Annotated in this window: 18 protein-coding genes; 7 read left to right on the top strand and 11 right to left on the bottom strand. The window is 47.1% G+C overall.

The window, feature by feature from the left end; translation table 11 throughout:
- Positions 1 to 59: 59 nt before the first annotated feature.
- The 6 genes from aspS to U1F02_RS12075 all read right to left on the bottom strand — a co-directional run bounded on the left by aspS (position 60) and on the right by U1F02_RS12075 (position 6,986).
- On the bottom strand, positions 60 to 1,868 hold the full coding sequence (aspS, locus tag U1F02_RS12100; RefSeq protein ID WP_409990658.1) for an aspartate--tRNA ligase: 1,809 nt from the start codon (positions 1,866 to 1,868) through the stop codon (positions 60 to 62).
- A gap of 51 nt (positions 1,869 to 1,919) precedes the next feature.
- Complete coding sequence (locus tag U1F02_RS12095) at positions 1,920 to 2,183, bottom strand: FmdB family zinc ribbon protein (RefSeq protein ID WP_409990657.1); 264 nt, start codon at positions 2,181 to 2,183, stop codon at positions 1,920 to 1,922.
- 153 nt (positions 2,184 to 2,336) lie between these two features.
- Positions 2,337 to 3,020, bottom strand: coding sequence for a monofunctional biosynthetic peptidoglycan transglycosylase (gene mtgA / locus U1F02_RS12090; protein ID WP_409990656.1), 684 nt, complete (start codon positions 3,018 to 3,020; stop codon positions 2,337 to 2,339).
- Between the two features lie 24 nt (positions 3,021 to 3,044).
- Complete coding sequence (locus U1F02_RS12085) at positions 3,045 to 3,710, bottom strand: hypothetical protein (protein ID WP_409990655.1); 666 nt, start codon at positions 3,708 to 3,710, stop codon at positions 3,045 to 3,047.
- A 30-nt stretch (positions 3,711 to 3,740) separates the two neighbouring features.
- Positions 3,741 to 6,557 carry a DUF349 domain-containing protein gene (locus U1F02_RS12080; RefSeq protein ID WP_409990654.1) on the bottom strand — a complete coding sequence of 939 codons (2,817 nt, stop codon included), beginning with the start codon at positions 6,555 to 6,557 and terminating at the stop codon, positions 3,741 to 3,743.
- A gap of 114 nt (positions 6,558 to 6,671) precedes the next feature.
- Complete coding sequence (locus U1F02_RS12075) at positions 6,672 to 6,986, bottom strand: Rieske (2Fe-2S) protein (protein WP_409990653.1); 315 nt, start codon at positions 6,984 to 6,986, stop codon at positions 6,672 to 6,674.
- Between the two features lie 197 nt (positions 6,987 to 7,183).
- Here U1F02_RS12075 and U1F02_RS12070 point away from each other — a divergent pair, with 197 nt between their 5' ends.
- The 3 genes from U1F02_RS12070 to U1F02_RS12060 all read left to right on the top strand — a co-directional run bounded on the left by U1F02_RS12070 (position 7,184) and on the right by U1F02_RS12060 (position 9,555).
- Positions 7,184 to 8,521, top strand: a complete 1,338-nt coding sequence (locus U1F02_RS12070; protein ID WP_409990652.1) for a flavohemoglobin expression-modulating QEGLA motif protein — start codon at positions 7,184 to 7,186, stop codon at positions 8,519 to 8,521.
- Positions 8,522 to 8,538: 17 nt separating this feature from the next.
- Positions 8,539 to 8,886, top strand: coding sequence for a hypothetical protein (locus U1F02_RS12065; RefSeq protein WP_409990651.1), 348 nt, complete (start codon positions 8,539 to 8,541; stop codon positions 8,884 to 8,886).
- A 240-nt stretch (positions 8,887 to 9,126) separates the two neighbouring features.
- Positions 9,127 to 9,555, top strand: coding sequence for a hypothetical protein (locus U1F02_RS12060; RefSeq protein WP_409990650.1), 429 nt, complete (start codon positions 9,127 to 9,129; stop codon positions 9,553 to 9,555).
- Positions 9,556 to 9,599: 44 nt separating this feature from the next.
- Here the strand turns inward: U1F02_RS12060 and U1F02_RS12055 are convergent, their stop codons facing one another.
- The 3 genes from U1F02_RS12055 to U1F02_RS12045 all read right to left on the bottom strand — a co-directional run bounded on the left by U1F02_RS12055 (position 9,600) and on the right by U1F02_RS12045 (position 12,689).
- The gene (locus U1F02_RS12055; RefSeq protein ID WP_409990649.1) at positions 9,600 to 10,850 is read right to left on the bottom strand and encodes a valine--pyruvate transaminase; all 1,251 of its coding nucleotides are present in this window, start codon (positions 10,848 to 10,850) and stop codon (positions 9,600 to 9,602) included.
- Between the two features lie 120 nt (positions 10,851 to 10,970).
- Positions 10,971 to 11,336, bottom strand: coding sequence for a response regulator (locus U1F02_RS12050; protein ID WP_409990648.1), 366 nt, complete (start codon positions 11,334 to 11,336; stop codon positions 10,971 to 10,973).
- 120 nt (positions 11,337 to 11,456) lie between these two features.
- Positions 11,457 to 12,689 (bottom strand): YihY family inner membrane protein, encoded by a 1,233-nt coding sequence (locus U1F02_RS12045; protein ID WP_409990824.1) that lies wholly within the window; start codon positions 12,687 to 12,689, stop codon positions 11,457 to 11,459.
- Positions 12,690 to 12,766: 77 nt separating this feature from the next.
- On the opposite strand from U1F02_RS12045, the gene arsC reads away from it, so the two are divergent.
- The 4 genes from arsC to sppA are packed head-to-tail and all read left to right on the top strand — an operon-like array spanning position 12,767 to position 16,055.
- Positions 12,767 to 13,111 (top strand): arsenate reductase (glutaredoxin), encoded by a 345-nt coding sequence (arsC, locus tag U1F02_RS12040; RefSeq protein ID WP_409990647.1) that lies wholly within the window; start codon positions 12,767 to 12,769, stop codon positions 13,109 to 13,111.
- Between the two features lie 7 nt (positions 13,112 to 13,118).
- Positions 13,119 to 13,718: an NAD(P)H:quinone oxidoreductase gene (wrbA, locus tag U1F02_RS12035; RefSeq protein WP_409990646.1), complete on the top strand. Its 600-nt coding sequence runs from the start codon at positions 13,119 to 13,121 to the stop codon at positions 13,716 to 13,718.
- A complete protein-coding gene (locus tag U1F02_RS12030) occupies positions 13,718 to 14,173 on the top strand; it encodes a DUF2069 domain-containing protein (RefSeq protein ID WP_409990645.1) in 456 nt (151 codons plus the stop codon). The genes wrbA and U1F02_RS12030 overlap by 1 nt, the downstream gene beginning before the upstream one ends.
- Positions 14,174 to 14,192: 19 nt before the next feature.
- Positions 14,193 to 16,055, top strand: coding sequence for a signal peptide peptidase SppA (gene sppA / locus U1F02_RS12025; protein ID WP_409990644.1), 1,863 nt, complete (start codon positions 14,193 to 14,195; stop codon positions 16,053 to 16,055).
- A gap of 58 nt (positions 16,056 to 16,113) precedes the next feature.
- Here the strand turns inward: sppA and U1F02_RS12020 are convergent, their stop codons facing one another.
- Both U1F02_RS12020 and moaE read right to left on the bottom strand, forming a co-directional pair.
- Positions 16,114 to 17,178, bottom strand: coding sequence for an ADP-ribosylglycohydrolase family protein (locus tag U1F02_RS12020; protein ID WP_409990643.1), 1,065 nt, complete (start codon positions 17,176 to 17,178; stop codon positions 16,114 to 16,116).
- Positions 17,179 to 17,205: 27 nt separating this feature from the next.
- Complete coding sequence (gene moaE, locus U1F02_RS12015) at positions 17,206 to 17,652, bottom strand: molybdopterin synthase catalytic subunit MoaE (RefSeq protein ID WP_409990642.1); 447 nt, start codon at positions 17,650 to 17,652, stop codon at positions 17,206 to 17,208.
- Positions 17,653 to 17,664: the final 12 nt, after the last annotated feature.

Below are 17,664 nucleotides of genomic sequence, written 5' to 3'. Positions count from 1 at the left end.
TTGATAAATAAAAAAGGGCGGGCATTGCCCACCCTCTTTTCGGAACTCACGGATTCAAATTACATTCCGTATTCTGCACCTTCAACCGGCACAGCTTCGGCTTTTTCTTTTTTACGCAGACGAATATGCAGTTCACGCAATTGCAAATCGTCCACAAAACCTGGAGCATCGGTCATTACGCACGCAGCGCTTTGAGTTTTGGGGAATGCGATCACGTCGCGGATTGAGCTTGCGCCAATCATCAACATAATCAAGCGATCCAAACCGAACGCCAAACCGCCGTGTGGTGGTGCACCATATTTCAATGCATCCAACAAGAAACCAAATTTCTCACGTTGTTCTTCTTCGCTAATACCCAAAATGCCGAACACAGTTTGTTGCATTTCTTTGGTGTGGATACGCACAGAACCACCGCCCAATTCGGTACCGTTCAATACCAAATCGTAAGCTTGTGATAATGCAGTTGCTGGGTTAGCAGCTAATTCTTCTGGTGTGCAAGAAGGAGCTGTGAATGGGTGGTGAATTGCCGTCAAGCTACCATCATCCAATTCTTCAAACATTGGGAAATCAACAACCCACAACATCGCCCATTCTTTGGTGTACAAATTCAAATCTGCACCGAGTTTGCAACGCAACGCGCCCAAGGCTTCGGTAACGATTTTGTGTTTGTCAGCGCCGAAGAAAATCAAATCGCCGTTTTCTGCACCAACACGCTCAAGGATTGCAGCGCGCACTGGAACAGGAAGGTTTTTAACGATTGGAGATTGCAGACCTTCTTCCAAATCTGACTTGTCGTTAACTTTAATGTACGCCAAACCTTTAGCACCGTAGATGCTAACGAACTTGGTGTAATCGTCGATTTGCTTACGGGTTAGCTTCTCGTTACCGCCGGGAACTTTCAGTGCAGTTACGCGAGATTTTGGATCGTTCGCTGGGCCAGCAAATACTTTGAAATCAACTTCGGTGACGAGATCTTTGATGTCCACCAATTCCAACGGAATACGCATATCAGGTTTGTCTGAACCGTATTTTGCGATGGCTTCAGAAAAAGGCATGCGTTGTAATTCATCGAACTCAACACCTTTCAAATCTTTAAAGACTTCGCGAATCATGCCTTCAGTTACAGACATAATCTGATCTTGGGTCATGAATGAGGTTTCGATATCGATTTGGGTAAATTCTGGTTGGCGATCTGCACGCAAATCTTCATCGCGGAAGCATTTTGCGATTTGGTAGTAACGATCGAAACCGGCGACCATCAACAATTGCTTAAACAATTGTGGAGATTGTGGCAAGGCGAAGAATTTGTTTTCGTGGGTACGCGATGGCACCAAATAATCACGCGCACCTTCTGGCGTTGCACGAGTGAGAATTGGAGTTTCGATATCCAAAAAGTTATTGCGATCTAAATAATTGCGAATTGCGCTGGTGACTTTTGAACGGAAGCGCAAACTCTTTTGCATTTCCAAGCGGCGCAAATCGAGGAAGCGATATTTCAAACGGGTTTCTTCGCCCACGTTTGAAAATGAATCCAATGGGAATGGAATGGTTTCGGCTTCGTTGAGGATTTTCAACGCCGTACCATAAACCTCGATTTCACCCGTTGCCATGTTTGGGTTAACGGTTGCGGCCGCGCGAGCACGAACTTTACCCGTAACTTGCAACACGTATTCGCCACGTACTTTATCGGCTAACGCGAAATTGTCTTTTGCATCCGGATCAAATACTACTTGCACAATACCTTCGCGGTCGCGCAGGTCGATAAAAATTACTCCACCGTGATCGCGACGACGATCCACCCAACCAGACAGGGTGACTTCTTGATCGATATGAGCGGCACTCAAAGCACCGCAGTATTGGCTGCGCATAGCATTATCCCGTTTTGTATATGTATAGATTTGATGAGTTGCGCGGACCGATTAGTCCGCGGCTTTGGTGCTGGCAGTGCTGGATGAGCTGGATGAGCTCGAACCTGAATCGCCCGCTAAATTCTTTTTATTGCCCGATTTAAAATCGGTTTCGTACCAGCCACCGCCTTTCAAACGAAACCCTGCTGCAGAGATTTGCTTGCTTAAATTAGGTTTGTGGCAGGCTGGACAATCCACGAGGGGTGCATCACTTAACTTCTGTAAAGCTTCCAATTCATGACCGCAAGACGCGCATCGGTATTCATAAATAGGCACAACAATCACCTCAAAACGTAATTAACAACCAAATTTCAAAGGCGAAACCCCGAAAAAGCTCGCGATTATAGCCTAAGGAGCCGCCAGCGAGAACTGCTCATGTGGGTTTAAAACGCCAAGAATCAAGGTGATTTGGGACGAAAAACAACCAAACTAGCGGGGAATGCTTGAATATCGCATACGCTCTTGTACAGATCGAGCATGTTCAGCGACGTAAGCAGGAAAACGCTTTTCAAAACGACGCGGGCTGGGAAGCATAACTGCCATGTGTGCCGCTTGGGGCTCACTCAAATAAGCGGCTGATTGACCAAACTGCTTGCGGGCACCAGCCTCGGCACCGAAAACACCATTACCCCACTCCACCACATTGAGGTAAACCTCCAAAATCCGGCGTTTGCTCCACAGCGACTCAATCATCACTGTAATAACGGCTTCTTCAATTTTGCGAAGATAAGAGCGAGACGGGGACAAAAAGAGATTTTTGGCGAGCTGCTGAGTAATAGTTGAACCACCCGCGACTTTCTTGCCCTTGCGCTGGTTCTTTTTGAGCGCGTATTCGATTCCCTCCCAATCAAAGCCGCTGTGCTCCATGAATTTGTCATCTTCAGCAGCAACCACGGCACGCTTCAAATTGGCCGAAATCTTTTCGTAGGGAACCCATTGATATTGCAACTTGGCTTGCGGATTCTTTTCCTGCAGCTCATCCAAGCGGATTTCCATAAAGTGAGTTTCCGCAGGCGGATTCGATTTCCACCACAAAAGCCAAGCCAACACCCACAGCTGATAACCGAGCAAAACCAGTAACGCGAGCAATAAGAGCCGCTTGAACAGCCGCATCACGCGCATTCGCTATGGCCCGATTTAGTTGTTGATGACAGATTCATAGTCGCGCTTATATTTTTGGCATCTTGCAGCAAAGGTTACGTGACCAACTACTAATTTGTTTAACTCAAAAGGCAGCTCGCCATATGCAACCATTAATTTTTCAAGCATGTAGCTAGCATCATTATTGACATCTGCACCCACTATGATTGCTTGCGCAATGATGCAATTCGATATCGCAAATTCACGCTCATGCCCCTTTTCGATAGACCATCTACTAAGTTCAATACACTCGTACGGGAACCAATACATTTCTTCACTGGGCACTCCCCTTCGCTCAAAAATCAGGTTTTTAAGCGCTGCATAATGCTCCCCTACTTCCTGTGCATGATCGGCACTGGCAATGAATAGAAGCTCATCTTCGGTTATGCTTAAAATAAGCCTCTCAAAATCAGCCCTAAACCTATTTTCTGTGTAACTTTGCCTAGGCTCCGCTGGGAAAGAAAACCCTTTATCCAACAATGCATACTTAAAATAGCGGATTAACTCGTGATTCGAAGGCTTTTTCTCTGACGCAAGACCAACCAAAATATTAATATTTTCAGAATCATCTCCCGCAAGAATGTATGATGAGGCCCAATCATAAAAATCATTAGGAGTGACATCACCAACCAATATGCTTTCTATTAATAAATCAGTCTTCAAAGTAATGTCCTGATTGACCTTTAATTATTCTCAATTCGCGGCTTTTAGTCTGCAAGCGTTAAAACGTTCAAACAATGCATCATATTGATTTGCTTCTACAGCACCTGTTGCCACCCAATCGAACACCAGATTTTCCATTTCGGCCGCGGCATCTTGAATTTTACGGCCGAAATTTTGTTGTAACTGATTTACTTGGAACGCAGTGCGCAGAGACTGCTCTTCTGCAGGTGTCGCAGTTTCCGTCAGTATTTCTGCACGTACGCACAACTCGCGTAAGGCGTTAAGGTTTGCCGCTAAATCGGCACTGGCGTTCGCGCGCGCGAGTTTTTGTTGAATGGCTTTTAATCCACCGGCTGGCCATTGCTCGATTGATTCAATGCTGGTTTGCAGCTCAGCTTGGTCTGCCAAATCAGGCAACTTACCTTTGACCAACGCAAGCTCGTAATCGTTGACGGTTTTGTTTGCTGAAAACAAATTCACCCAAATCTGCTGCTTGAGTGCGTTACGCTCGTCTTTTACTTTTTGCTCAAAAGAGTCTATAGCACGACTAAACGCGGCTTTAACGTCGTTCACTTGCGCTTTGGGGAATTGCCCAATACCCGAAAATGCCTGACGAATTTCGTCCACGCGCTTGCGTGCATCCGTCAGCGCTTGCCCATTCAGCTGAGCCAAGTGTTCTAGTTCGCTAATGAGGTTATTTGCGCTGGCGAGGTTTGCATCCAACTCAGCTTTGAACTCTGCAGATTGCTGCTGGCGCTTGGCAAAAACAGCATCGCAACTATCGCGGAATTCATGCCATAACTGCTGTTCTTCTTTGCGTAGGCTTGCGCCAATGGTTTGCCAACGAGCTTGAAGTTTTTTAACTTCATCGGTGGCTTTGCGTGAATCTTCTACATCAACCAAAGTTTTTGCTTCAGCAATCAAAGCCTTTTTGAGTTCGGCGTTTTTAGCAAATTCTTCATTCAACTTTTGTTGAATCGCCCCCAACACAGATTCAAACTCAGCCAACACAGGTTGCGTAGCGGCACGTTCTGTTGGGGTGTAGTTACGCCATTCTGAACGCGCCACGCGGATGACTTTTTCTACATCTTTCCAGTTAGCAGCTTCCCAATTGTGGTTTTGCACATAGTCTTTCAGCTGCGCAACCAATTGTTTGCAGGAATCCAAATTTCTGTGGCGAAGCGCGGCTTGCTCTGCGAAATAATCGCGACAGGGCTGATAGACTTTTTGCGCAAGCTCGTGGAATTTTTCCCAAAGCTCCTGATCTTGATCTTTACCACCTTTGCTCAGTGCGCGCCACTCGTCTTGAATGCGTTTGATTTTGTTGGCGAGACTTTCCGGGTGTTCTTGCGAGTTTTCCAGTGCTTCAAGCTGAGCAATTAACTCGTGTTTTTTAGGTTGAACAGCGTAGTTTTTCCAATCTTGCAATTTGCTCAAGGTTTCATCTAACTGCTCAAGCTGATTGGCGAGGTGATTGGGTAAGCTTTCCAGCTTTTTGATTTTTTCATCAATGGCACGACGAATGCCCATCGATTTACCTAAGACGCCGGAACTCACGGTTTCATTCGCTTTTCGAATTAATCCACCAATGTGACGCTGAAGGCTTTGCAACTCGGCGGCCTTTTTCTCCGCTACTTTTTCCCATTCTTCGTAGCTATTCCGCGCTGCTGCAACAATCTCTGGCACTTCTTCTTTGAACGAAGCGCTTAACGCATTTACGCGCTTTTTCAGTGATTGGTACTGCGCATTCGCTTCGGCGGAAGCCTCGGAAACCAACTGCTCAAAGCGAGCTTTGTGTGCGGCCAAGCTGCCGGAAGCGGCCTGCTGTGCAAGCTCTTCATCAATAATACGGCGCAGGTTCGCCACCGTTTTTTGTTCGCTGGTGCTAGCTGCTTTGGTTGCATTTAAAGATTCCCACGCTGAATTCAATAATCTAAGCAGGGCTTGGGTTTCTTCAACATTTACGTCTGAACTTACAATGGATAACAACAAAGCTTGTAATTGTTGAATGTGCGCTTTGCGCTCTTCCACCGCCGCAGTTTCAGCAGCGCGGGCTTGTTCTTGTGCGCGTTGTTCAGCGGAAATATTGTCTATAGTTTGTTGGCATTTGCTGATGGCTTGAGCAGCGCGCGCACTTATTTCGCTAGTTGCATCAGCTTTCTTTGCTTCCCATTGCTGTTGCAAGTAACCGAATTTCGCAGCGAACTGACCATCAAATGGGCGATTGCTGTGTTGTTCCAAAGCTTGAACTGCTGCGGTAACAGCGACCAAGATTTCCGCAACGCGTTTTTCTTCTTCTCTGAACAGGTCGCATTTTTCTTTAACAATTTTAAAAACGGTTTTGTCTTTGGTTTTGGTATCTTTCAATAACTGTTGCAATACCGCTTTGTCGGTAATTTTCCCTGCGGCGCTTTGGCGCAGTTTGCTAGTGCTGCCTTCCAGCGCAAATTTCGCCAACTCGGATTGATCGGTAATATCGCCGAAGGCTTTTTCAAACATCGCCTTGTTAGCACTCAAGAGCGCGAGTAATGCGGTTTTATCTTTCACTTGCTGGCTGAGGCGATCCGCATCAACTTCACCGGCCTCAACCAGGGCGGACAAACGCTGCTTTGATGCTTTTTGCACACTCGCGTTCAGGCTTGAGGTTTCGGTTATACCCGCCAGACTGAGTAAGGTTTCTTGATCGTTTACCTTTTGAAGGGCAGCAATTCGCACAGCATCGTCTTCAGCACTTTTAATGATACTGACCAATGCATCGGGCGATAGTGTCTCTAAATTAACGGACTTTTTCTCCGCTGGTTGTTTTGGTTGCGGTTTTTTACCGAATAAACGAGCAATAAAAGACATAGTTTTTACCTTGCAATACAAATCAGAAAATAAACCAAGGCGCCTAGCTTTTAGGTAAGCGCCTGGACGATGTTAAAAAATTGCAAAATGCAAATTGGTTTAACGCTCAGCCGTTTACGCCGTTAAATCCAACCCAATTTGATTACCCTCATAAATGAGCGGCAAGCGAGCTAAGGCGTGGCGACAGCTGCGCGGATCAACCGGCATGCCGGTACGTAAATCAAACTCAATACCATGGCTAGGGCACCGCAATACGTGCCGTGCAATGCTGGCTTGCGCCAGCGGAGCCTGCAGATGGGGGCATTGGTTGGCAATGCAGTAAACCTTGCCTTCCTCTTGCAGGAGAATCCACTCCCTGCCCGCCAACCGAAATACGCGGCGGTAGCCATCGTGTAGCTGATGCAGCTTCTCCAGTGCGACAAACCCCATGAACACCTAACCCCGTTTGCTGAAAGACATCCCCACGCGTTGCGAGGCCGGAAATTTACGCTGCCCCGGCAAGTGCAGGCAAGCGATTTTAACCTTTTATGCGGCGCGGCCACCCGTTAGAATGGGCGCGTCGATACAGCTTTACGGTTCTCAACCGCACCGCTGTTGCCTTATCGCCCTTTTGATGACCATCCCTTATGACGAATCAAGCCTATCTGGAGCGTTTGCGAAGTCTATCCAATCGCTTGGTAGCCCTGCAAAAACCGATTCGCATTTTGGATGCGATCAAATGGCCCAGCGAACTCGAAGCCCGTTTTTGTGCCCAAGGCGGCCGCGAACTGCCGCAGCTTCCAGCAGATTTTTACCAAAACCAACGCCTCGCTTTCGATCCCGAAAAAGTTTACCAACAACTCAAAGAACTCAAAGCCGATGTGCGCCGTGACCTTGGGCGTGGCGATGCGCTCGGCCAGATACTCCTCGCCACCATCGATCAGTATCAAATCGTTATAGAACTTTTGAAGGCGCGTGGCACGCCACAGTTCGGTTACTACAGCAAACTGCTTTACGGATCTGCGCAGGACAAAATTCGTGGCGACCGCAAAACTCTGCGCGAAATGGGCGAGCGCCTTTGCTATTTATTCTCACTCCCTGCTGTAGAACACCTTAACCGCCCCTACCCCAGTAACATCAGCTCCGAGCAAGCGGTAGACAGGTTACGTGCACGCATGAACGACTATTTCGACAAAGGCGAAGTGCGCGTCGAGATCAGCGATGACATAGTGTCCGACGCATCCGCCGGGGGCGACTGTATAAAAGTGAATCGCCGTGCGCTTTTCTCCGAACTGGACTTGCAGGTGTTAGAGGTTCACGAAGGCTGGGTACACATAGGCACCACAATCAATGGCCGCCAGCAACCTTGGGCAACGTGGTTGAGCGTAGGCTCACCGCGCATTACCGCGATTCAGGAAGGCATGGCGGTGTTGATGGAAACACTCACCTTCAGCTCGTTCCCGCAGCGCGCGCGGCGCATTAGCGACCGCGTAGTAGCGGTAGATTTAGCCGAACAAGGCGCAAACTTTTGCGAAGTGTACAAACACTTTTTGGATCGCGGTATTAGCGAACACGACAGTTACCGCGTAACACAACGCGTATTTCGCGGCGGCACTTTAAGCGGCGGCTCAGTGTTCACTAAAGACATTTCCTACGTAAAAGGCTTTGTTGAAAACGTGAATTTTATTCGCAGCGCCATTCAGTCCGGCGTGCCCGAAATTATTCCCATGCTATTCGTGGGCAAAGTAACGCTGGACGATTTACCGCTGTTGTATGAGCGTTATTTGGAAGGCGTTATAGTTGCGCCAAAATATTTACCGTCCATGTTCCGTGACTTAAACGGCTTGTATGTATGGTTTGGTTTTTCCAGTGGTATGGGATTAATGAACATTGCTAAAGTGCAACAACACTTCAGCAAGCTCTTCCAAAAAATGCCGGTGTCTGTACCCTTGCATTCCGCTAAAACGGATGTCGATTTAGATTAAGTGAAACTGTTTATCAAATGATGCACTACAAAGTTGTAATTTCCGGCGCGAATATTTTCTTTGAAAACTATAACCGCACCGAACCCGTTGTTGGTTTTATCGCTTCTCGTTTAATAAAAGCGCAAACCGAAGAGCTCGCTATCGCCACGGCCAAACGCGATATTTTAGTGGACTGGAACCGCAGCTTTAACGCCGACCGCAAACTCGGCATGCCCGCGCTACACGTAGAGCACATCGCCCCCTTTACCGGCTGGATAAAACCCAAAACCAAGCACGATTATTATTGGTTTACCGACGACGAACACAAGCAGGCGCAGATTGCAGAATTAACAGCACCGCCGAAGAAGTGGTTTTGGCGGAAGTAAATGTTTTTCACAGCAAATGCAGCACCAAAATATTGTTAAGCCGGGAATCGTCATCCTCGCGTAGCGGGGATCCAGCCGTTGACGTTCGTTTTCAAAAGCTGGATTACTCGCTTTGCTCACCCTTCGGGTCAACCCATGGTTGTTCAAACACTTTGTGTTTAGTCCCGCTGCGCGAGGATGACGACGGATATATAAATTGATTTGTATTAAGGCTTACAGAGATGGTAGCAAGGAAAAACAATGAGAATACTCAGAGGCAGGATTACAGACATACAAATTGATCGAGGCATCAACACAAACGCAGGATACGTATATCAGCACGTGTTCACCATTAATGGAATAAGATTACAGACAAGATTATTGAAAGAAACTCGCCTCAGAATTGGAGATGACTGCTATGCCATCTACTCTCCAAACCAAACCAATTTAATAATCGAGATTTTCAAAGCGACGAATCTTGCTTCCATAAAACAAAAGTACGCATTTAAAGCTCGCCTATATTTATTCCTGGCTTTGTTTTGCTATTTACTGTCCGGTTTTATATTTTTATTTCTTAAAGAGCAGCTAGCGGCGGGAATTATTTTAATTTTTATAGGAAGCTTAGGGGTAAAAGCTGTATTCGACATGAAATCATTTGTTAATCTTCTAAATGAAAAAAATCAAAATTAAACCAATAATTAAGTTATCACTCTGCAACTGACCCGCACTCTATTTTAGGCAAAAACGTTTCTTACCTCTTCCGCAATAATCCTAGCCCCCGCCTCCACCACACTCGCATCCTGACAATAGGTCACACGAATACATTCGTGACTATGCTGCCACTCCTCATCTAACCCAGGAAAAAAGTGATGACCGGAAATAACCAAAACACCGCGGGCTTTTAGGCGTTGGTAAAGTTCTTCGCTGGTGATGGGCAAATCTTTAAACCACAACCACAAGAAAATTGCGCCTTCGGGTTTGTGGATTCGGTAAGGGAGATCGCCCAAGTGGTGTTTAAAAATTCGCACCGCGTTTTCCATTTTTTCGCGATAGAAAGGCGCGACTATTTCGCGGCTGAGCTGCAGAATTTTTCCATCAACCAATAATTGTTTAGCGAGCGCGGGGCCGAAGTTTCCACAGGCCAAGTTCACAATTGTGTTGGCTTTTGCGAAGGCGTTTATCACTTGCGGGTTGGCAATCACGATGCCGGTACGCGCGCCGGGCAAGCCGAGTTTGGAAAGGCTGAGCACAAGTATGGTGTTGGGGTTCCAGTGGGGTTTGATATCCGCAAATAAAATATTGGGGAATGGCGTGCCGTAAGCGCCATCTACAATCAGCGGTACGCCGTGGGCTTGCGCGAGCTGATCTAGGTGTTCCAACTCTTCATCGCTAATCACATTACCCGTTGGGTTGGTGGGGCGAGAGACGCAAATTGCGCCGGTGTTTTCGGTAATGTGTAGCTGCGAAAAATCCACGTGGTATTTAAAAAATCCATCGTCCAGTAATTCAATGCTGGGGCGGGTTGCGGTGAAAATATCTTCGCTAATACCTAAATCGCTGTAGCCCAAATATTCTGGCGCGAGGGGAAACTGAATTTGCTTTTTAACTCCGTTCCCGTAGTCGCCTGCAAACATGTTGAACAGAACGAAGAAGGCAGATTGGCTGCCGTTGCTTAAAGCAATATTGTCACGCGTGAGCGGCCAGCCGTACTCGGCGCTTAGCATTTTGGCGATGGAATCCAAGACATCGGTATCGCCTTGAGGGGGTTGGTATACGCCCAAAAGCTGATGTGCTTCGCGGGGGTTTTGAAGGGTTTGTTCCAGGGCTTCCGCAAAGGCATCTTCCATGGCGGGAATACGGGCTGGATTGCCGCCCCCCATAAAAATCATATCGGGGTTGTTTCGCAAGGCATCGCCGAGGTCGTCCATTAGTTGAACTATGCCTGCGTTGCCGCTGAGTTTGTTGCCGAAAAGGGAGAATTGCATAGGTGACCGCACCGCCAAAATGAAAAGCGGCAATCTAGCGCGGTTTGTTCGGAATGGGAACGAAAGACTTTTAAGGCAGCGGTGATTCTGGGTGACGTTTAACTTGCATCAAGCCTGTATTTACATGAGCCCAAATTTACGCAGAACCTCATGGAGCTTTTCGGGGTTGACCGGCTTTTGGATGAAGTCCATAGCGCCGAGCTTGGTGACGCGGGCATGGGCGTCGGGCTGAATATCACCGGAAATCACGATAATCATGGCATCCAAACCTTCTGACTTCACTGCTTCAAGCACTTGATAGCCGTCCATTTCCGGCATGGTTAAATCCAGAAAAACCATCTCGCCCTTACCTTCCCGAATTGCTTGAATGCCTTCCAATCCATTGGTTGCAAAGGTAATTTCCACATCCCACCCTGCTGGGAGGGATTTGGCCACCTGTTTGCGGGCCATGTTGGAGTCATCACAAATGAGAAGTGGTATGGTCATAAAACGTGCTTTATGGGGCTGCAGTGGGTTGAATAACCTGAGTATAGACAGCCATTCCCGTTTCGCTGGATTATTTTTGCCTTTTGGTGACAAATAACCTTTCCGACATTCCCAAATACTCTAACGGCGGTCGAAGAAGTCTTCCACGGAGATGTTAAAACGCTCGCCGGCGGCACAATCCAAGGTGCCTAGGTAGTCGCGTGCATTGCCAATCCACGGCAGGTTTTCCAGCTGTTTTTGCTCGCTGGGGAGGCGATCTACCTCGCCGACAAAATTTCTTACGTCGTTAAGCGTGAGCTTTGCTAGGTCGCGCCGCAGAACAAACTCATTGAGCTGGGTATTCGCAATAACGTTGTTGACGAGCAAGGCTTCGCGGATTCGCTGCCACTGGGTGCTAGAAAGCCCCATATTGAGTAACTCGTGGTTTTTAACACTGTTACCCTTGTCAGACGCTTGATGAAACTGCCAAAGCACCAATAAGCAGGCGAAGAAATCCGGGTAGGCACGATCACGCAAGTTGACCTGAAACAGCTCTATGCTCCGAACCAGCACCGCACCACCCAAAATCACCATCCAGCTCAAATTAACCCACAGCAAGAACAGCGGCAGCGCCGCAAAAGCGCCGTAAATGAGCTTGAAGTTAGAGTGCGTCACCATAAAGCTAAACACGAACTTCACAAACTCGAAGATGGCCAGAGTTACCACACCGCCTATGGCCGCGTGCTTTAAACGCACTTTGCAATTGGGCACAGCAACAAACAGTAAGGTGAACGCCGATGCAGTCAGTAACCACGGCAACCATTCGAACACGAAATCCACAAAGCTAAGACTATCGTAATGACCCACGAAAGTTCGTAGGGCAATAAGGTAGGTTTTCATGAACACGGCCAAGCCTAAAAGCAAAGGCCCCAAACTCAGGATCGCCCAATAAAGCAGGAAGTTAGCAACGCCGCGGCGCGCGCGGGTGACGTTCCAAATGCTGTTAAAGTTTTGCTCAATATTTTTGAGCATAAAGTAGGCAGACACCATTAAAAACACTATGCCGAAGGCGGTGAGCTTGCGCGCTTGCTGGGAAAAATCGCTGAGGTATTTGGCAATGACTTGCTCGTTACCAGGCAGCAGTTGCGAAAAGATAAGTGCCTGGAATTGATCACCCACCGATTGAAACGCGGGAATCAGCGAAAACATGGAGTAACACACGGTTAACATGGGCACTATGGCAAACAGTGTCATGTAAGTAAGCGAGGCTGCGCTTTTTTGGCAGTCCTTCTCTTGATACAAGCTATAAGCTAACAACAAAAAACGGCGGCTAACGCGATAGAAATGATTGGCCTGACTGAACAAATGATGCATCCTCACGTAACACGCCCGAACTCTATAGAGGTTTTAGGTATCGGGCTATAATGGCGACTTTTCTTAAGATGATGACTATGTCCACACTTTACCACAACCCTCGCTGCTCAAAATCGCGTGAAGCACTTCAACTCTTGGAAGCTAAAGGCTGCAAACCCGATGTGCGTTTGTACTTGGACACGCCACCAACCGCAAAAGAATTAAAAGAACTGCTCGCAACCTTGGGAATTAGCGCGCGCCAATTGCTGCGCAAAACCGAAGATGCTTACAAAGAATTAAATTTGGCCGACGAGAAACTTAGCGAAGCCGCACTTATCAAAACCATGGTCGCCAACCCCAAATTAATTGAACGCCCTATTTTCATCAACAACGGCAAAGCTGTTGTAGGGCGCCCTCCAGAAAACGTATTAACCATTCTTTGAGTTGCTCATGACACCTTATATTTTAATTTTGTATTACAGCCGCCAAGGCGCAACCCTAGCCATGGCGCAGCAGATTGCTCGCGGTGTTGAACAGGCCGGCAATATTGAAGCACGCTTGCGTACAGTGCCTGCCGTTTCGCCAGTGACCGAAGCAACAGAGCCGAGCGTACCTGCAACGGGTGCAATTTATTGCAGCGAAAGTGATTTAAAAAATTGCGCAGGTTTAATTTTGGGTAGCCCGACGCGCTTTGGAAATATGGCCGCGCCTATGAAATATTTTTTAGATGGCACCAGCAGCAATTGGGTGAATGGCGATTTGATTAACAAGCCAGCTGCGGTGTTCACCTCCACGTCTACGTTGCACGGCGGCCAGGAGAGCACACTGCTTTCGATGATGTTGCCGCTCATGCATCACGGCATGTTAATTACCGGTATTCCTTATAGCGAAAGTGCGTTGTCATCCACACGAACAGGTGGTTCGCCTTATGGCGCATCGCATTTCGCAGGAGGCGAAACATCGCCTGTATTAAGCGGCGAAGAAATGAGTTTGTGCCAAGCCTTGGGCAAGCGCGTTGCCAATATTGCGCTGAAATTGGGAGTAGCTTGATGACTGAAACAAAAGCAGCAATGCCGAGCATTGAAGAGTTAAACAGCGCACTTACACAGGTTAGCAAAAAGCTCAGTCTCGGATTTTTTATTACTCACGGAAGCTTCGCTTTATTTTTGGTATTAATCAGCTGGTTTAACTTTGCACCTCCCGGTCAAGTTACTGAGCAAGACTTTGCCAGCAATTTGAAGTTGTGGTTTGTAAAAATAATTCCGCTGCTTATTTTTGTTCCCGGATTTATTACAAAGCGATATCGCACCTACAGTTGGTTATGTTTTGGCGTTTTGCCCTACTTCATCTGGCTTACACCTTTGGTTATGGGGCGCGGAGCTTGGAGTGATTGGGTAATGACGTTTCTGATTGTAGTTTTATTTATCTCCTCGATGATGACCAGCCGCTGGATGCAACAGCAATCCTATTTGGGCCGGCAAATATCGCACACTCCTTCTAACTGAATACCTTAAGGACACGATTGTGAATTATCCTCAACAAAAACCGCGTGGATTTTTTCGTCGCTTTTTTGGTGGCATAGGCGCCCTGATTACATTTTTGCGTAATTTGGTACTAAACGTTTTCTTTCTTTTCTTTTTGGTGATTTTAATTGTTGCCATAGGCAGCAGTGCGCCCAAACCCTTGCCGGAAAAATTTGCGTTGCGCGTAGCGCCGAGTGGTGTGTTGGTAGACCAGCGCACTTATATAGACACCGCAAGCTTGCTGTTTAAAGATGAACAGGAAGACAGCGAAACCGTGGTTCGAGATGTTGTTGATGCCATCAATCGTGCAAGCGACGACAAACGTATCGATTCCATTGTTCTGGAGCTAGGTGGTTTGGGCGGTGGCGGCATCACCAAAATGAGCGAGATTGGCCAAGCGCTCAATGCATTTAAAGCCAAAGGTAAAAAAATTATCGCCACTAGCGATAGCTACAGCCAAGACCAGTACTTCCTCGCATCTTACGCAGACGAAATCTATTTACACACCATGGGTGAAGTTCAGCTCACAGGCTTTGGTCGCTACATCACTTACTATAAATCTGCGCTGGATAAACTCGGCGTGAATGTTCACGTGTTCCGTTCCGGAAAATATAAAGATTATGTTGAGCCCTTTTTGCGTGACAACATGTCTGACGAATCGCGCGAACATAACTCGCAATGGCTAAACGCGCTCTGGGCGCAATACACGCAAACCGTGGAAACCCAACGCAAGTTGCCGGAAGGTAGCTTGAACAAACTCATCAATAATCTCGATGCTAAATTGGCAGAAGTAAAAGGCGATAGCGCGCAACTGGCACTCAACGAAAAGCTTGTCGATAAATTAGTGTCACGCAATGAAATCGACAAAATGCTGATCGAAAAATTCGGCAAAAGTGATGAAGGTAATTTCTACAATGCCGTAGGTGTTCACTCATACCTCGCTGAAGCACACGTACACAAGTTGCCAAAGCAAACGCAAGTGGGTTTGTTGGTGGCTTCTGGCACTATTCAAGACGGACATCAACAGGACGGTGCTATCGGCAGTGAAAACTTTGTCGATATGTTGCGCGGCATTGAAGAAGATGAGTCCATTAAAGCACTCGTTATTCGTATCGATAGCGGCGGCGGCAGCGCCTTCGCCTCCGAAATTATTCGCGCCGAAATTGACGCTATCCGCAAGAGAAATATCCCCGTTTATATTTCTATGGGTAGCGTTGCAGCTTCGGGCGGATATTGGATGGCGACCGCAGGCGATGAAATTTGGGCAACGCCAACCACCATTACCGGTTCTATAGGCGTATTCGGTGCATTCCCAACACTGGAAAATAGCTTGCAAAAAATCGGTTTGAATACCGATGGTATAAGCACCACTGAATTGGGCGGCGCGCTAAGCATTGATCGCCCACTCGCGCCAAAAATGAATAGCGTTATTCAAGCTGGCGTAGATCACACCTATCAAAGCTTTATTAAATTAGTGGCAGATGCGCGCAAACAAGACGTTGCTGCAATCCATGAAATCGCCCAAGGCCATGTATGGACAGGCGCTAAAGCCAAAGAAATTGGCTTGGTGGATAACTTGGGAACACTTAACGATGTTATCGCAGCCGCAGCCGCTAAAGCAGAATTAAAAGATTACAGCGTTAAACTGATTACGCAGAAGCTTTCGCCTAAAGAAGAGCTTATTCGTAAATTGGTGGGTGAAGATGCAAAAGTATTTGTTCCTAAATCCTTGCTAAAACCTTTCGCCGAATTGAATTTAGTACAACAACAAATATCACCGCTGCTGAAACCACTGGTAGCTCTGCAGAAGATGACAGACCCGCAAGGCATTTACGCAACCTGTTTGGAATGCGTGAGCCCTTAGGCGGCACGAACAAAAAAGCCAGCTATTTAGCTGGCTTTTTTATTGCGATGCGGAAGCGCTAAACGCTTGTCGCCAACAAACTTTCAATCTCTTTTGTAATAGCCTCATGATCTTTTAGTTCACCAAACAACTCACCCAATCCATCTGCATTACTCAAACCTAAAACCACCCCCAACACAGCGCCACGATGACAGTTCTCACCGCCAACATTTGTATTTGCCAGCAACGCTGATTTGGAATCGTCGTTGTATTTGTAGGCGAGATACAAAAGGCTCGGCCAAGAGTCCGATATTGGGCAGGCCTTGCTATAAACACCGCCAATAATATCGTTATCGTCTGTGGATTTTTCGCAAAGCTCTTTTAAATCCACCTTGCAAGAGAGCTGCGCCACTTTCGAAATAATGGCTTTAGGGTCGTCACTCTCGGCGCGAAATAATAAGTCGTGAATCAATTTAACGTAGGCATCCGCTATTTTGGCTAGCGTTTCATCTGGGTGAGTAAGCCACATGTGCTCGCGGCAAATTTTTTGTACTTTAGATAGATTTTTATCCCTCAAAAATTCCACGATCGCAATAGGCGCAATGGTAACAAAACCGCCAACAGAAGCTGTTGTGTCAGCGGCCAAGCCACACTTATCTGGTGGCAAGCCCTTCTCCAAATTTTCAAAGAATGCCCGATGATAAGTCTCAGCATAAGTATCAGGATGCTGCGGAGTATCGCTCGTCATGAACGCAATATAATTTTGCAGAAACCTTGTTGGATCGTATTCGCCACCATTGTCGATCAAGGTGCGCGTCACTAAACGTGCGCAATGGGCGTTAAGTGTATTCTCGCCTGCTTTCATCCCTTGGTGAACGTGTTGATTGGGAATACCCCAAAATTTCTTCTTATCTTTTAAAATCACATCACCCACAATTTGCTTTGCGCCAGAATCGGTGAGCTTCAAAAAATCGTGAGGATGTTGTTTAGGAGCAGCTTCAAATTTTTTAATGCCGCCGGGGAACGCATTCTGAATATCTTGCGGATTGTAAAACCAATGCACTGGCATCGAGAGTGCATCGGCAACATAGATCAATTTTAATGCGGCCGCGGCGCGCGCGTTGATTAAGCTTGAGCGATTCATGGTACAACTCCTGTAGGTAAAAGCTCGTTATTCCCAGCGTTTCGCTGACAGAACATCTTTTTCTTGTGCATCAATCCAAACACTACCCTGCTCCGTTAATTCTTTTTTCCAGAAAGGCGCTCGTGTTTTTAAATAATCCATCAAAAAATTCGCCGCATTAAATGCGTCCTCGCGGTGAGCACTGGTTACGCCCACAAATACAATATTGTCGCCAAGCTTCAAATCACCTACTCGGTGAATAATTTTCCAACGCAGAATATTCCAACGCGAGCAAGCTTCGTCAGCAATTGCCCGCAGGGATTTTTCTGTCATACCGGGATAATGCTCCAAACGCAAACCCAAAACATTACGCGCTAAATTTAAATCGCGCACGCGGCCTACAAAAGTCACCACAGCACCCGCGGCTGTATCTCCAGCCACCAATTCTTTATATTCTTCGCCAACGTCAAAATCAGCTTCTTGTACCTGAATCATTTAGCCACCTGT

This window comes from Cellvibrio sp. (genome assembly GCF_046347455.1).
In the GTDB taxonomy this organism is placed as follows: Bacteria; Pseudomonadota; Gammaproteobacteria; order Pseudomonadales; family Cellvibrionaceae; genus Cellvibrio.
The sequence above is the reverse complement of the archived record's forward strand: the minus strand, read 5'-3'. Positions and strand labels throughout refer to the sequence as shown.

Bases quoted from the DNA above. Each gene is read 5' to 3' on its own strand.
- aspS (WP_409990658.1), bottom strand. From the start codon at position 1,868: ATGCGCAGCCAATACTGCGGTGCTTTGAGTGCCGCTCATATCGATCAA.
- mtgA (WP_409990656.1), bottom strand. From the start codon at position 3,020: ATGCGGCTGTTCAAGCGGCTCTTATTGCTCGCGTTACTGGTTTTGCTC.
- U1F02_RS12080 (WP_409990654.1), bottom strand. From the start codon at position 6,557: ATGTCTTTTATTGCTCGTTTATTCGGTAAAAAACCGCAACCAAAACAA.
- U1F02_RS12075 (WP_409990653.1), bottom strand. From the start codon at position 6,986: ATGGGGTTTGTCGCACTGGAGAAGCTGCATCAGCTACACGATGGCTAC.
- U1F02_RS12070 (WP_409990652.1), top strand. From the start codon at position 7,184: ATGACGAATCAAGCCTATCTGGAGCGTTTGCGAAGTCTATCCAATCGC.
- U1F02_RS12065 (WP_409990651.1), top strand. From the start codon at position 8,539: ATGATGCACTACAAAGTTGTAATTTCCGGCGCGAATATTTTCTTTGAA.
- U1F02_RS12060 (WP_409990650.1), top strand. From the start codon at position 9,127: ATGAGAATACTCAGAGGCAGGATTACAGACATACAAATTGATCGAGGC.
- U1F02_RS12055 (WP_409990649.1), bottom strand. From the start codon at position 10,850: ATGCAATTCTCCCTTTTCGGCAACAAACTCAGCGGCAACGCAGGCATA.
- U1F02_RS12050 (WP_409990648.1), bottom strand. From the start codon at position 11,336: ATGACCATACCACTTCTCATTTGTGATGACTCCAACATGGCCCGCAAA.
- U1F02_RS12045 (WP_409990824.1), bottom strand. From the start codon at position 12,689: ATGCATCATTTGTTCAGTCAGGCCAATCATTTCTATCGCGTTAGCCGC.
- arsC (WP_409990647.1), top strand. From the start codon at position 12,767: ATGTCCACACTTTACCACAACCCTCGCTGCTCAAAATCGCGTGAAGCA.
- wrbA (WP_409990646.1), top strand. From the start codon at position 13,119: ATGACACCTTATATTTTAATTTTGTATTACAGCCGCCAAGGCGCAACC.
- U1F02_RS12030 (WP_409990645.1), top strand. From the start codon at position 13,718: ATGACTGAAACAAAAGCAGCAATGCCGAGCATTGAAGAGTTAAACAGC.
- U1F02_RS12020 (WP_409990643.1), bottom strand. From the start codon at position 17,178: ATGAATCGCTCAAGCTTAATCAACGCGCGCGCCGCGGCCGCATTAAAA.
- moaE (WP_409990642.1), bottom strand. From the start codon at position 17,652: ATGATTCAGGTACAAGAAGCTGATTTTGACGTTGGCGAAGAATATAAA.